We start from the raw sequence: 14,116 nt of genomic DNA, 5'->3' as shown, positions 1-14,116 counted from the left end.
AAATGGAGATATGAAAATGGAAATGAAAAAATTAACCCTAGTAATGTGTATCGCTGCTGCAATAAGCGGTAATGCCTTTGCTAACGGCAATGACGATTCAAGTTCTAATTCTGAATCGAATAGTAGTGTCGAACTGAATAAGAAAGTCAGCGTAGAGAAAGATGTTACGTTTAAAGGCGGCGCCCTAGTTCTTGGCGTAATTAAAGTCGACGCTCTAGGTATGGCTGTGGTCGACAACGTACAGACTACAGGTGGCAACTTGACTGGCAATTCTTATGTTGATAACTCAGCTTCAGTCTCAGGTTCTGCCTTTAATAATGCTAGCGGTAATATTGGAGTGAACCAGGCGGCTGGTGATTTTAATATTCAAGGTAATTCAGCTGCACTCGCATCAATTGATGCCAGCTTTGCCTTTGGTTCTGGTGATGCTGAGATCTTCAGTACTCAGCGTGGATCATTTAACGGCACCATGAACTATGCATCGACAAATAGTGCATCGATTGGCGATGGAGCTTTCCAAGGCGCCTCAGGTAATGTGGGGGTAAATATTGCGTCAGGTGGTAATAACGTACAGGCCAATAATATGGCTGCATCAGCTCATAAGGGCAGCTTAGGTGAAGCGAGTGTCTCTAACTCACAGGTGTCTGCTCATAACGGAGTGAAAAATCAGAGCGTGGTGCAAAATACAGTTGATTCAGTTGCGGTGAATTTGACGATGGATGCTACTGGTACCTATACAGGTACGTCTGAGCAAAATGCAGCCTACTATCCTGAAATTTGGCAGGACACTGATGGTGCGCATAACACGCCTGGGGCATCTATATGGGGCCATATGGATATGGATAATCAAAACCCGACTGGAGCTGATGGCCTAAGCTTTGATGAAAGTGGCGACATGACACTGGCAGGTACCGTAAGTGGTCAGTTGCCTATTTATATTGAAACAGTGACTCAAAAAACTACCAATACAGCCTCGCTTAGTGGCAGTGCCTTCCAGAATGCGTCGGGTAACATTGGCGTTAACATGGCCTCTGGTAACGGTAATTTACAGTCTAATAACTTATCACTAACCAGCATGACAGGAGGAGCGATCGTTTCTGAAAATCCATAAATCTTCATTTTGGTATCCACAGTAGCCTGAGTTGTTTTCAGGCTACTGCTACAAGGATGTGCTATGAACAAATATCTGCTTATCTTTTGTATTACTTGGTTTTCACCGAGTTTATTTGCAGCCGAAATCATGTTGACAGGCATGATCCCTGGAATGGGAAATTACAGTAAAAATATCCAAAGTATCAGAGAGCGAAAATTTGAATTTGTAGTGCAGCAAAGAACGGACTTTTCCTGCGGCGCCGCAAGTCTGGCCAGCATTCTTAAGTTCGGTTATGGCAAAGATGAAATAACCGAAGAGCATGTTTTATTAGAGATGTTAAAAGTGTCCGATATGGAGGTCGTTCAGCAACAAGGGTTCTCCTTGTTAGATATGAAGCGATATTTAACGACACAAAACATGCGTGGACGCGGTTACCGGGTTGGAGTGAAAGAGCTGCAACAACTAAAAATTCCCGCAATCGTGCTGTTAAACGATGGTGGCTATAGCCACTTTGTCGTGATGAGAAGGTTTACCGATAACCAGGTGTATCTTGGTGATCCAGCTCTTGGTAATCGAATATTAGAATATGACGAATTTATTGAAAAGTGGAATGGAATTGTGTTTGTCGTTATCGGCAATGAATACATTAAAGACAATCCATTGCTTCAACCACGGGCTCGGTTGACCTACAACACGCTTGGCCCTTTGCAACCGTTATCGGATGCCGAGCTATTAGAGTTTGGTTTTGAGTATGCGGACATGCTCTAGGAGGCAAAATGCGATTTTGCTTAGTGACAGGGATCTTATTAGCTAATTCAGTTTTTGCATCTGACACCCCTTTAGAAGTTTTTGAGGGGAAATCGCCACTGTTGGATCAAGAGTTAGCGGAATTAAGAGGTAAATATACACAAAATGGCCAAGACTTTTATTTTGGCCTGCACATGCAAACACACTATATCAACGAGCAAGGAGTGACGCAGCAAGTACAAATGCAGGTTGAAATGTCCAATGCTAGCAGTGGTCCAGCAATGCGAATTACTGTAGCTGATGCCGTTTCCTCAACGGGGGATAGCCTTGACTTGTCTGCAAGTGGTCAGCAAACGGGTTTACAACAGCGGATCCAAATTGCTGGTGACTTTAATCAGGTCAATAACCAACTGGACTTTGAGCCTGGAAGCCTAAATCCACTTGCTAATGGTGTAGAGATCGTTATAGGCCAAAGTTTAGTGAGCAGCAGTGGTAACGTTGTGTACTCGACTGCTGACGGTCAATTGGGTTATCAGGTCGATATGGCGTCAGCCTCATTTGGGCAAGGCGTTTCTTCTCAGGGCGGTAATGGGCAGTTATTGCAGTCGATTACGGTTAACGGCACGTTTCATCAAATTTCTAACCGTTCGTTAATTCGATATCAAGGAATCGATCTTGGCGTTAAAGAACGTCAGATATTGGGACAGCAGGTACGCGATATTATTGGGATTGGTCTATAGTTTTTGAAAGCATAATAAAGGATGACAAAAATGGATTTTAAATGGACTAAAGTGGCGTTACTTGTTTCCATTTCTTGCCTGCATTTTTCTAGCTTCGGGGCTGATGGCCCTAAAGCCGCGATGACTGAAGCTGAAGAGCTACAGTTGCTAAAAAAGCAACTTATTTTGTTAAATCAGCAATTACAGATGCAGCAAAAAGCCATCAACCACATGGCACAGAAAGTGTTATCCAAAGAGGCTGCATTGACGCAAGTTGGGGGCGGGGCGAATAGCGAGCAGGTTGCTAATCAGCCTCAACAGCAATCTAAAGCATCAGTAGAGCGCCCACCTCAACAAACTGCACAAATTGCCAGCTCTCAAGCGGTAGCTAGCTCTTCAGTAAAAAAGGAGCCTGAACGCTCTCGTAGTACCGAAGATGTACTGCAAGAAGCCCACAACGTGTTTGACCGTAAACTCACCATCGAACCTTCTTTGACTTACAGTTATTACGGTCGTAAAGATCTCATTTTGCGTGGCTTTTTAGCATTGGATGCTATTTTCTTGGGCAACCTAAATCTAGACCGAATTCGTTCTAATACGGTTCAGCTCGATCTCACTACGCGTTACACGCTAAATGATAGTTGGCAGTTTGAAATGGCGATGCCATTTGTGTACCGCCTGAATAAGTATGAGTCAGTGGGCGAAGGTAACTCAAGTCAGCTTTATGAATCAGCCGATGTCGAAGGCGGACAAATTGGCGATATGAGCGTCGCTGCTTATTATCGGATTATGACCGAAGGGGATGGGTGGCCAGATTGGGTGTGGAATGTCAGGGTTCGCATGCCTACAGGCACAGACCCTTTTGGCATAAACCTAGAATCGTCGGAGTCGGGAAACCTGACTTATCCGGATCAAATTGCTACAGGTACAGGGGCCTGGGGAATTTCGACAGGTTTTAGTTTGGCTAAAACTTATGATCCTGCGATTGTATTTTTTAACCTCAATTACGGTACCTTCTTACCTGAAGAGTATGGCGATCTTTCGGGGCTACCTGGTATGTCACCGGGAGATATCGATCTGGGTGATTACATCGATTACAGCTTAGGCTTAGCGTTTGCTGTGTCAGAAAGAATGAGTATTGGTATGAGCTTTAACCAGCGCTTTTTTACTAAGACTCAGCAAAGGCCTCTTGGTGGTGAATGGCAAGATATTGCTAGAACCGACACCAATACAGCGAATTTAGGTTTAGGGGCAACACTGGCTTTAACAGAAAACTTCTCAATGGTGACCAGCATTGGTGCGGGATTGACTGAAGACTCACCGGATTATCAAATTAGTTTACGCTTCCCTTATCGTTTTTAAGCTCGGTATCTAAGCTCGACACATATGCAAGAGCATAAGCTGGTGGCTCTTGATGCGATAGATACGGCTTTCGGTTGCGGCTATCTAAGATGATGTTAGTGGCCAGTTGAGGCCAGCTCAATTACATCATCATAGATTGTAGTGATTCTTGGCTAGTAAAGCGCTTATGTTATAAAAGAGGTCTAAAAACACACTGATGTTAGTGGCCCATTGTCGCTAGCTCAATTACATCATCATAGATTGTAGTGACTCTTGGCTAGTAAAGCGCTTATGGAAGAAGTCTAAAAACACACTGATGTTAGTGGCCAGCTGACGCCTGCTCGAATACACACCGTATACTTTAAAGGCCTCCATTGGCCATTCTTGTAATAAGGGGACTAGAGAGCCACTTGCGAGTTCGTTCTTACACACTGAGTTTGACAGCATGGCAATGCCAAAGTCGTCCATAGCGAGTTGCTTGACCATCACCGCGCTGTTAACGCGCACTTTTCGCTGAAAGTTAACCATGGTTTTTCTGGTGCCTTTACCCAGCGGCCAGATAGGGGCAGAGCGTGAGGTCCCTAATAAAATACCACTATGTTCAGCCAAATCTTGTGGTGTTGCTGGCGTGCCATGAATTTTTAAGTAACTAGGGCTTGCGACCAAGATAGGTTGGCGCTCAAATAACAGTCTTGCGACTAAATCAGATGACTGTAATGGGCCATATTTGATGGCGATATCGTAACCTTCTCCTACGAGTCCAATATCACTATCGGTAAATTGCACGTCGAGCTCAACATTGGGGTATAGACGTAGAAAGCCACTGCATAATGTGGCAATTAACTCTTGGCTAAAAGAGACGGGAATAGCAATACGCAATAAGCCAGAAACGTCGTTATGGGTATTTTCTACTGTGGCTTTGGCAGCCTCTATTTCATCGCTTATACTGGAGCAATGCTGAAAAAACAGCGCACCGACCTGAGTCAGGCTTAAATTACGGGTATCTCGTTGTAAAAGTCGCACGCCAAGCTGCTCTTCTAGTTGAGCAACTTTACGACTAATGGTTGATTTTGGCATGCCTATTTCACGGGCAGCTTGAGAGAAACCTTTGGCTCTAACTACCGCTGCAAAGAGCATCATACCGTTTAAATCAGGCATGTTATCTCCACTGTCTCAAATATGGAACAAAGCGTCTAGTGCAGTTTAATAGCAATTGACGGGATAACAAAGTTATATTTACGGGCTAAAAATTTCAGAGGCTAAAGCAGAGGATCTTTCGATGACCAGCAAAAATCAGCCCGCTAACATGACTCAAGTGCAAACTGCCGACCCGCTTTTTCTAAAAGCAGAGCAGTTAGCAAAAGACTTTTCACTGTTTCCTGAGCACAGTAAGCAAACGCTTTCAGAGGAGATTAAAGGTCTTTTAGACGATGACGCGATTCAAGCTAATCTTAAAGACTTGGCTCAGTTAGACGTTGATGGTTATGTCACTAAGGTGATTCAACCAACTCAAGATAAAAATCGCCCGGGTGCTAAACGCATCATTGCGGATCTTAAAGGTAAGCTCATTACCGAAACCCATATCGGCCCTTTTTATAGTGCAGAGATTGAACTGAATTTTGGATCTCGTACTCGCCGTATCGGTTTTGTCGCGCAAGAACGCACAACCGCAAACGGAGCATGGATGCCTGAGCATCATATTGCTTGCTGTAAAGCGATTCGCCACTTTGCTGAGCTGTCTATGCCGATTGTTTACCTTATCGACACGCCTGGTGCCGATGCAGGTGAAATAGCTAACAGCCAGAACCAAGCACACTCTATTTCTAAAGCGATTGCCGAGAGCGCGAACGTTGACGTACCTACTGTGGGTATAGTTATCGGTGCGGGTTACTCTGGTGGCGCGATTCCACTTGCCGCTGCAAACATCTTGTTATCGCTACGTGATGGTATTTTTAACACCATCCAGCCACAAGGTTTGCAAAGCATTGCCCGTAAATACAACTTGTCTTGGCAGGAATGTGCTAAGTCAGTTGGTGTATCGCCTGAAGAGCTTTATACCTCTGGTTGTATCGATGGCATTATCGATTTCTCGCCATCAGACCGAGATGAGCGTCAGCACAATTTACGCCGTGCAATTATTAGCAGTATCGAAGCGGTAGAAAAAGCAGCGGTTAACTTTGTGCGTGAGTCAGAAGATCTGCGTGAGCATTATGACCGCAGTTTAGCGCGTTTCCTAAGCCCGTCTAAGAATCTTGAAGCGTTAGAGCTCAATGCTGAGCTTGCGGTAGCTAACAACCCAACAATGCACTTGAACCTGTTTGGTAGTACATACCGTTACTTGCGTTATCTAACGCTGCGTAGCCGTATCCATTCTATCTCGCAAGAGCAGTACGGTCGGCTATCTAAGGTCAGCGTGCCTGAAGGTGATTTGTTAGCGCGTATTCAGCAAGAGCAAGACCGTGTATTCCAGTCTTGGTTATCAAGCCCTGATAAACTGGTTTATGACGAAGAGCTGAACAAGCTATGGGGTAACTTCATCGCTAAGCGTGATGATGTGTCTACCGAGCGTAATATGCTAACGCGTTTGATTTTGGGTGAGCCAAAAGAGAACTATAAGAAAGCCCGTAAGGCGCTTATCTTTAACATCAGCTGGTCGCTATACCACCGCTGGAAAGGCAACGCAGAGAACAACTTCAAAGGGCTGATTAATTATCTTGAGACGCTTCCATCTGAAGTGACGCAAGCCGATTGGCCTGAACTGAACAAGCTAACCGTGTTAGATGTGATTGTTCATGATGAGCTGCGTGAAGACTTTATTTGGCAATGTCATAACATTTTAGTGTTTGATGCGCTTTACGACAACGTTGTGGGTAATCTTGCGTCTATCGCAAAAGAAGCCATGATGTCTAAGAGTTTGTCACGTAACTCGGTTGATAACTTGCTGCATGACTCTATTGACCGTGCACTATCGACGCAAAACGTTGCTAACGATAAGAACAAGTTCTACAAGTGGCTGAAGTACTTTATGTCACAGTCAAACCGCGCAGAACTACTGACTCGTACTGAGCAGTGGAAGAGTGTTGGTTTCCCACAACTGAACGACAGTCTATTTGTTATTCTGACTTACTTTTTCGAGCGTTTACTGCCTGAGTATTTTGACAGCGAAGAAGAAAGCGGTGAATACACTGGCGCAATTAACCCTGTTCGTATCGGTCGTCGTAAAGACTTCTGGAACCGTTTGACTATGGGTTATCAAGATTTGTTAATCCAGAAAGTACTTCGCGACGAAAAACGCGCAGGAAAAATGGGTTGGGAATCAATTGTCGCTAAGTTTTTCTCTGAGTTTGAAGAGATTAACGGCGATAAGATTTCAGCTAACTTGCTTAACTTCCCCGGTTTCCGTCTTTCAATCGAAGATGCATTAGACAAGGGCATTCGCCCATGTGGTTTAATCACAGGTCTTGCTGATTTTGATCATAACGGTCAGCCAATGCGCGTGGGTGTTGCAGTATCAAATACGGCGTTCCAGGCGGGTGCATTCGATATGGCGGCAGCTGAGAAGTTCAGCGCGTTATTGATTGAGTGTGCTAAGCGCAGACTACCGGTTATCTGTTTCATCAGCTCAGGTGGTATGCAGACTAAAGAAGGTGCAGCCGCGCTTTTCTCTATGGCAGTGGTGAACGATCGTATTACTCGCTTTATTCGTGATAACGAATTGCCAGTATTGATGTTTGGTTATGGTGATTGTACCGGTGGTGCACAGGCAAGTTTTGTGACACATCCACTGGTACAAACTTATTACCTGTCTGGCACTAACATGCCGTTTGCGGGCCAAATGGTTGTTCCAGCTTACTTACCGTCTACGTCTACGCTGTCTAACTACTTGTCTAAAGTACCAGGCGCGATGGATGCATTGGTGACGAACCCATTTAGTGACACGATTGACGAACAATTACAAAGCATCGATCCGTTAATGCCTAAGCCGACGGCTAAGATTATTGATGTGATTGGTAGTGCAGTATCGACGTTGGTTCCTGAAAGACTGATTGCTGAAGAAGTGATTGTTCAGGATGATCCGCGTCAACTAATGAAGCCGATTGACAAGGTATTGGTTCATGCTCGTGGTTGTACTGCGGTTAAGCTTATCCGCAAGGCTCATGACAATAATATCAATGTGGTATTGGTTGCATCAGATCCTGATATGACGTCAGTTCCAGCTGATATGCTAAAAGGCAACGACAAGTTAGTTTGTATTGGTGGTAACACTTCTGATGAGAGTTACCTAAACGCGTATTCTGTACTTAAAGTGGCTGAATACGAAAATGTGGATGCATTGCACCCAGGTATTGGTTTCTTGTCTGAAAGCCCGCAATTTGCTGCACTTTGTGTCAACAACGGTATTAATTTCGTTGGTCCAAGCGTGCATAGCATGACGACTATGGGTAACAAGTCGAACGCGATTAAGACATCACAAGCGCAAAACGTGCCTGTTGTACCGGGTAGTCACGGTATTTTGACTAACGCAGAGCAAGCGGTAAACGTTGCTAGCGAAATCGGTTACCCAGTACTGCTTAAGGCGGTACAAGGTGGTGGCGGTAAAGGTATTCAGGTTGTTGAACGTCCAGGTGACATGATCTCCTTGTTCCAAAAGACCTCTACTGAAGCAGCTGCCGCATTTGGTAACGGTGACTTGTACCTAGAGAAGTATGTAACCTCGCTACGTCACATTGAAGTCCAGTTACTACGTGATCAGTTTGGTAATACTAAAGTACTCGGCCTACGTGACTGTTCTGTACAGCGTAATAACCAGAAAGTGGTTGAAGAGTCTGGTTCAACTATGTTGCCAGATGAGCTTAAGCAAAAGGTGATGGAATACACCCGTCTACTTGGTGACGCAACCGATTACATGGGTGCTGGTACGGTTGAATTTATCTATAACTTAGACGCGAACGAAGTCTACTTTATGGAAATGAACACTCGTTTACAGGTTGAGCATCCAGTTACTGAAGCAACATCAGGCATTGATATCGTTAGCGCTGGTTTTGATATCGCAGCAGGTCGCTCGATTGCCGAGCTTGAGCCACAAGATATTGGCTATGCGATGGAAGTGCGTGTAACGGCTGAAAAAGCGGCTCTTGATAGTAATGGCGTATTACAGTTATTACCGTACCCAGGTCTAATCACTGAGTACCAGATGCCAGAGCGTGATGACATCGAAATCATCTCAATTGCAGGCGAAGGTAAAGAGGTTTCTCCTTATTACGATAGCTTGATTGCGCAGATTATCTGTCGTGGTGAGAGCCGTGAAGATGTGATTGTTAAGCTACACGACTACCTAGCAAACCAAGTGGTGATAAAAGGTATCGCAACTAACATTCCGTTGCTCACGCGCATCCTTAAAGATGGCACCTTCAACGAAGGCGTATACGATACTAATTATCTACCACGCTTTATGGCAGAGCTAGACGTGCCAGAGATGATTGCTGAAATGGAAGCGGCGGCAGAAACGGTAGGTGTTGATACTGCATCACTTCGCGTTGGTGAAAGTAATGAGCTTAAAGTGATGGCTCAAGGCGCAGGTATCTTCTATACCTCTCCAGCACCGGGTGAAGCTGACTTTGTTAAAGAAGGCGACATAGTTACTGTCGATCAGACTTTAGCGCTTACAGAAGCAATGAAGATGTTCTCGCAGGTAACCTTAGCAGGCTTTAACCGTAAGAACGCGATACTTTACCCTGAAGATCAACAGTATCGTATTGAGCGTATTCTTAACAGTAACGGTCAGCAAGTCTCTCAAGGTGAGTTACTGTTTGTTGTGTCTCCGGTTGCCTAGCAACTTGGTGTACTTCTTCGCAGCCTAACTTAAGGTCAGTTAAGATGAGTGAAAGCGTAGCGAATTAGACCTAAAAAATACCCACATAATGTGGGTATTTTTTTGTCTAAAATTCGCTAGGCATTCATATCTTGATACTGATTTGGCTTGATACTGACTAGCGCTATATCGATTAACTTTATACCGATTAACTTTATACAGATCGGATATAGTTGCTTTCAGGACTTATCGACCCCCTGATAGCGAATTAAAAACGCTAACAACAATGGGGTGATAATGCTGGTTGCTATCGCCATGATGACTATGGCGGAAAATAGCCCAGATATGATGGGCGGTGTAGGGTCTGGATGATTAAATAGCCCGGCTTGTAACGCGACTCCCGCTAAAACGATTTCAACTGCTCCGCGGCCACTCATTGCAACGCCTATTCGCAGTGACTCTTGGCTACTATGACCCGTAGCCCGTGCACATAGCCCAGCGCCAATGAGCTTACTGAGCAAGGCTACAGTAATCAGCAGAGCGACAAACCCAGGGATTGATGCCAGTGACGTCAAGTCTAAATGAAACCCTATCGACACGAAAAAAATTGGCGCGAGAAAACCTGAGGTGATACCCGACGTTTGTCTCTCAACGCGGTCATATACTTTTTGCTCCACAACCGCAGGATGGAAAAACATACCTGCGACAAAGGCACCGATAATAAAATGTAAACCCAGTATTTCGGCGAGTACAGCGTATCCCAGAGAGGCGATTAATAGCATACTAAAATCAATATCAGGGATATTGGTATACTTGAGATAGCGACCAACAAAAGGAAATAGATAGTAGCCGACAGGTATTGTGATAACGAAAAAGAGCAGTACTTTAGCTAAAAGTGGGCCCCATAAATCTAGAGTAAAAGATAGGGTGCCCCCATTACTAATAGTGGCTAACAATAAGGAGAGAATAAATAAGCTGAGTAGATCGTCCCACAGCGCGGCGGCGACAATGGTTTTACCCTCTTCGGTATCTAAGCGGTTAAACTCCATCAGCATGCGAATGGTGACAGGCACCGCCGTAACGGCAAGAGCCGTTCCCAAGAACCAACTTTGAACTGTTTTAAAGGGGGATTCTGGAAACAGCATAAGCCCTATTAAGGTACCAGAGATAATAGGCACTAACATGCCGCCGACCGCTACAGCAGGGGCTGAGCTTGAGGTCTTCTTAAAGTCGAGTGGGCTCATGCGTACGCCAGCCAATAGCATCAGGAAAAACATCCCTAGATCGGCCAGCGCTTCAAACGCTTCCCCTTGAGTCACTTCCCACAGCAATGGAAATGTGTCTTGAAAACGATACAGGAATAACCCCAGTGCGATCCCAGACACTAACTCGCCTACAATCGGCGGTAAATTTAAGCGTTTGGCTATAACCGCAAAAATCCGGGTAACAGCCAGCAATACAAGAACTAAATAGAGAAAACGCATCTGTATTTTACCCCCAGCTCGACTAGTATGAGAATAGTTGTCTGGCTGTATAAAGTCTAATATCTAATCGAGCCTTGGTGATGCCCAAGGCCTGTATTTTGTACTTACCGTGAGTCCGATTTAGCTAAAGTGCTAGTTCTAAAGCTAAGCTGCAAAATGAGTTAAGAGCTAATGATGACTGCTGCTAGCTGACTACTCTTGTCGTTGACTCGCTATGGCCGCAGCGACCTTCGGATGATGCTTGGTACGCCAATACCTTTTATGTAGTTCATCTACAACAAAGAGTACTGAGGCGGTAGCGAGCAAAATCAACCAGTGACCGAGGCTAATTGGACTGATTTGCAGCGCATCACTGAGTCCTGGTGTATACATGGCACCAATATGGATCCCCTGTGCAACGACAATACCGATAAGTAATATTGGGTTACTAAACCAAGGGATCTGTAATATCGACCTGTGTTCTGAGCGGCTATTGAGGGCATGTACATTTTCAAACAGCACCATCAACATTAACGTGAGGTTACGGGCTTCTGCTTCACTGGAGCCTGTTTGCAGTAATATGGTAAATAAACCAAATGCGATCAGCCCCATGGTGAGTGCGCTCGAACAGACCCTTTCGAGCATCAATCGATCGAAAATAGGCTCCTTAGGCGACCGCGGTGCTTGAAGTAGTTCTTTGCCTTCGGCAGGTTCGAAGGCGAGTGCAACATCCTGTACCCCATTGGTGACAATATTTAGCCAGAGGATCTGCAGCGGGAAAAGTGGGATAGGTAGCGCGAACAGCACGCTGAGTATAAACAGCAAGATCTCTGCAGCACCTGTGCTGATCAGTAAGTAGATCACCTTGCGAATATTGTTATATACGACGCGACCTTCAACAATCCCCTTTACAATGGAGCTAAATTTATCATCGGTTAGCACCAATGAGGCGCTCTCTCTGGCGACATCAGTACCTCTAAGTCCCATAGCTATTCCCACATGGGCGTGTTTTAAGGCGGGGGCATCATTAACGCCATCGCCTGTCATGGCGACAAACTCTCCCTGCCTGATAAGCGACTGAGTGATCTCCATTTTCTGTTGCGGTTTGACCCTAGCAAACACTCTATGATTGGTGACAAGCCGGTCAAATGTATTGATATTCTGCAATCTTGCTTGTTCAAGTGCAGGCCCCGTAATCGCACTATCAGTTTCATCTGCAATCTTAAGTTGTTTGGATAAGGTGAGGGCGGTGGCAGGGTGATCGCCAGTTATCATCGCGACTTTAATGTGCGCTTTTCGGCATGCTGCAACGGCCTCGATAGCGTCGGGTCTAAGGGGATCGCTCATGGCGACTAAACCGAGAAGTTTCAGCCCACTAAAATGATCATCTATAGGAGTACCTAAGCCGTGAGCGACAGCTAGTACACGATATCCTTGCTGCGCCATTATGTGGGCTTGATTAAGCACCTTTTGTCGTAACATTTTGTTAATCGAGCACATGGGGATAAGTTTCTCTACCGCTCCTTTTACTGAGATCATAGGGCCTAACGAGCTATTATCTATGCTGGCACTAAAGCCTTTTTCTGACTCATAGGGGAATAAGTTCAGCCGTTGCTGTACTGGATCGAAAGGGAGTTTGAACTTGTGGCCTAAGACAAGAAACGCAAGATCGACGCCATCACCATCGGCGTGCACGTGATGCTCCTCAAAAACTAAGTGCGCTTCATTAGCGAGTGTCCCCGCCGTGACTAACTGCTTAAGTGTGGATTCACTTGTTAAGCTGCCTGCCACTAAGTGATTGCTCTCTGAATTAGGTTGAATTAAGTCAACCTGAGTCTGTTCTCCAGAGGGATACACACCACCTATGGGGCTGAGTCCTTCGCCGGAGACAAGGTAAACCTGCTCATTAGTAAGCCAAATTTGACCAATGGTCATCTCGTTGACCGTTAATGTGCCAGTTTTATCGGAGGCGATAAACGTACAAGAGCCGAGTGCTTCCACTGCAACGAGTTTGCGCACAATCACGTTAGCTTTAGCCATTCGTTTCATACCGATAGCAAGAGCCACGGTAATGGCAGCCGGAAGCCCCTCAGGGATCGCAGATACAGCTAATGCAACGCCGAGTAAGAACACGTCAGAGAGCGGCGCGCCTCGAAGTAGAGTCAGGCCAAATATGAGCGCGATGATGATGATTATGGCTATCGCGATACGTAGAGTGAATAGATCGATTCTTTGCATCAGCGGTGGCTTGGTGCTACCGCCCTGGTGGACTAAATGGGCTATCTGCCCTATTTGAGTATTGGCTCCGGTCGCAATGACCTCGCCTTCGGCTCGCCCATGGGTGACTAAGGTTCCAGCAAAAGCCTGTTTTTTATTGCTAACAGAGGCGGGCTCTCCTGTGAGAGCTGACTCATCAACTTGAAATAAATTTGCTTGTTTTAAGCTGATATCTGCACCGATACGATCGCCGCTGTTGAGTATGACCCAGTCACCTGCCACTAGATCTTTGCTATCAACAAGCATTGGGTGGCCATCACGGATAACGCGGCTCTGCTGCGGCACCATATGCGCTAATGAGTCGGCGGCTTTTTGAGCTGAAAATTCTTGAATCGTGCCAATAAGCGCGTTAATAAGTAAAACAATGGAGATAAAAAAAGCATTGATAAGTTGCCCGAGGAGTAAGCAAACAATCACTGCAACCAATAGCACATAGATAAATGCGCTACGAAATTGGATAAGAAACAGTTTAAAAAAACTATTCCTAAGCGGCTTAGGCAAGCAGTTTGCCCCATTTTGCTTTAACCGCTCCCGTGCCTGCTCGGTTGTCAGCCCCTGAATTGCCACATAGCCTCCAGCAGTACAGCTTTGCTTCGTCCCTTTATCTATAGTCAATAATTATAGGGCAAGATATGTTTTCAGGCGTTTAATTGACCAGTATCAA

General features: G+C 45.4%; 8 protein-coding genes. 5 read left to right on the top strand and 3 right to left on the bottom strand.

The annotated features are described in order from the left end of the window. The first annotated feature begins 16 nt into the window (after positions 1–16). The 4 genes from ACVBIO_RS04645 (at position 17) to ACVBIO_RS04630 (ending at position 3,921) form a co-directional block, all read left to right on the top strand. A complete protein-coding gene (locus ACVBIO_RS04645; RefSeq protein ID WP_447172089.1) occupies positions 17–1,111 on the top strand; it encodes a hypothetical protein in 1,095 nt (364 codons plus the stop codon). A 63-nt stretch (positions 1,112–1,174) separates the two neighbouring features. Further along, on the top strand, positions 1,175–1,861 hold the full coding sequence (locus ACVBIO_RS04640; RefSeq protein ID WP_447161532.1) for a C39 family peptidase: 687 nt from the start codon (positions 1,175–1,177) through the stop codon (positions 1,859–1,861). A gap of 8 nt (positions 1,862–1,869) precedes the next feature. Further along, positions 1,870–2,580 (top strand): hypothetical protein, encoded by a 711-nt coding sequence (locus ACVBIO_RS04635; RefSeq protein ID WP_447172088.1) that lies wholly within the window; start codon positions 1,870–1,872, stop codon positions 2,578–2,580. 30 nt (positions 2,581–2,610) lie between these two features. After that, on the top strand, positions 2,611–3,921 hold the full coding sequence (locus ACVBIO_RS04630; protein WP_447164274.1) for a transporter: 1,311 nt from the start codon (positions 2,611–2,613) through the stop codon (positions 3,919–3,921). 225 nt (positions 3,922–4,146) lie between these two features. Here the strand turns inward: ACVBIO_RS04630 and ACVBIO_RS04625 are convergent, their stop codons facing one another. After that, positions 4,147–5,058: a LysR family transcriptional regulator gene (locus tag ACVBIO_RS04625; protein WP_447160886.1), complete on the bottom strand. Its 912-nt coding sequence runs from the start codon at positions 5,056–5,058 to the stop codon at positions 4,147–4,149. 121 nt (positions 5,059–5,179) lie between these two features. On the opposite strand from ACVBIO_RS04625, the gene ACVBIO_RS04620 reads away from it, so the two are divergent. Next, entirely contained in the window at positions 5,180–9,733 is a 4,554-nt protein-coding gene (locus ACVBIO_RS04620) for an ATP-binding protein (RefSeq protein ID WP_447164506.1), read from the top strand. Between the two features lie 218 nt (positions 9,734–9,951). Here the strand turns inward: ACVBIO_RS04620 and ACVBIO_RS04615 are convergent, their stop codons facing one another. After that, a complete protein-coding gene (locus ACVBIO_RS04615) occupies positions 9,952–11,196 on the bottom strand; it encodes a cation:proton antiporter (RefSeq protein WP_447160888.1) in 1,245 nt (414 codons plus the stop codon). Positions 11,197–11,388: 192 nt separating this feature from the next. After that, positions 11,389–14,019, bottom strand: coding sequence for a cation-translocating P-type ATPase (locus ACVBIO_RS04610; protein ID WP_447172087.1), 2,631 nt, complete (start codon positions 14,017–14,019; stop codon positions 11,389–11,391). Positions 14,020–14,116 lie beyond the last annotated feature (97 nt).

It is taken from the genome of Shewanella sp. 0m-8, from assembly GCF_052977265.1.
This window is presented reverse-complemented; position numbering and strand designations above follow the sequence as displayed.

What these genes read in the sequence shown, in the direction of transcription:
- ACVBIO_RS04640 (WP_447161532.1), top strand. Translation starts at nt 1,175, where the DNA reads ATGAACAAATATCTGCTTATCTTTTGTATTACTTGGTTTTCACCGAGT.
- ACVBIO_RS04625 (WP_447160886.1), bottom strand. Translation starts at nt 5,058, where the DNA reads ATGCCTGATTTAAACGGTATGATGCTCTTTGCAGCGGTAGTTAGAGCC.
- ACVBIO_RS04620 (WP_447164506.1), top strand. Translation starts at nt 5,180, where the DNA reads ATGACCAGCAAAAATCAGCCCGCTAACATGACTCAAGTGCAAACTGCC.
- ACVBIO_RS04615 (WP_447160888.1), bottom strand. Translation starts at nt 11,196, where the DNA reads ATGCGTTTTCTCTATTTAGTTCTTGTATTGCTGGCTGTTACCCGGATT.
- ACVBIO_RS04645 (WP_447172089.1), top strand. Translation starts at nt 17, where the DNA reads ATGGAAATGAAAAAATTAACCCTAGTAATGTGTATCGCTGCTGCAATA.
- ACVBIO_RS04630 (WP_447164274.1), top strand. Translation starts at nt 2,611, where the DNA reads ATGGATTTTAAATGGACTAAAGTGGCGTTACTTGTTTCCATTTCTTGC.
- ACVBIO_RS04635 (WP_447172088.1), top strand. Translation starts at nt 1,870, where the DNA reads ATGCGATTTTGCTTAGTGACAGGGATCTTATTAGCTAATTCAGTTTTT.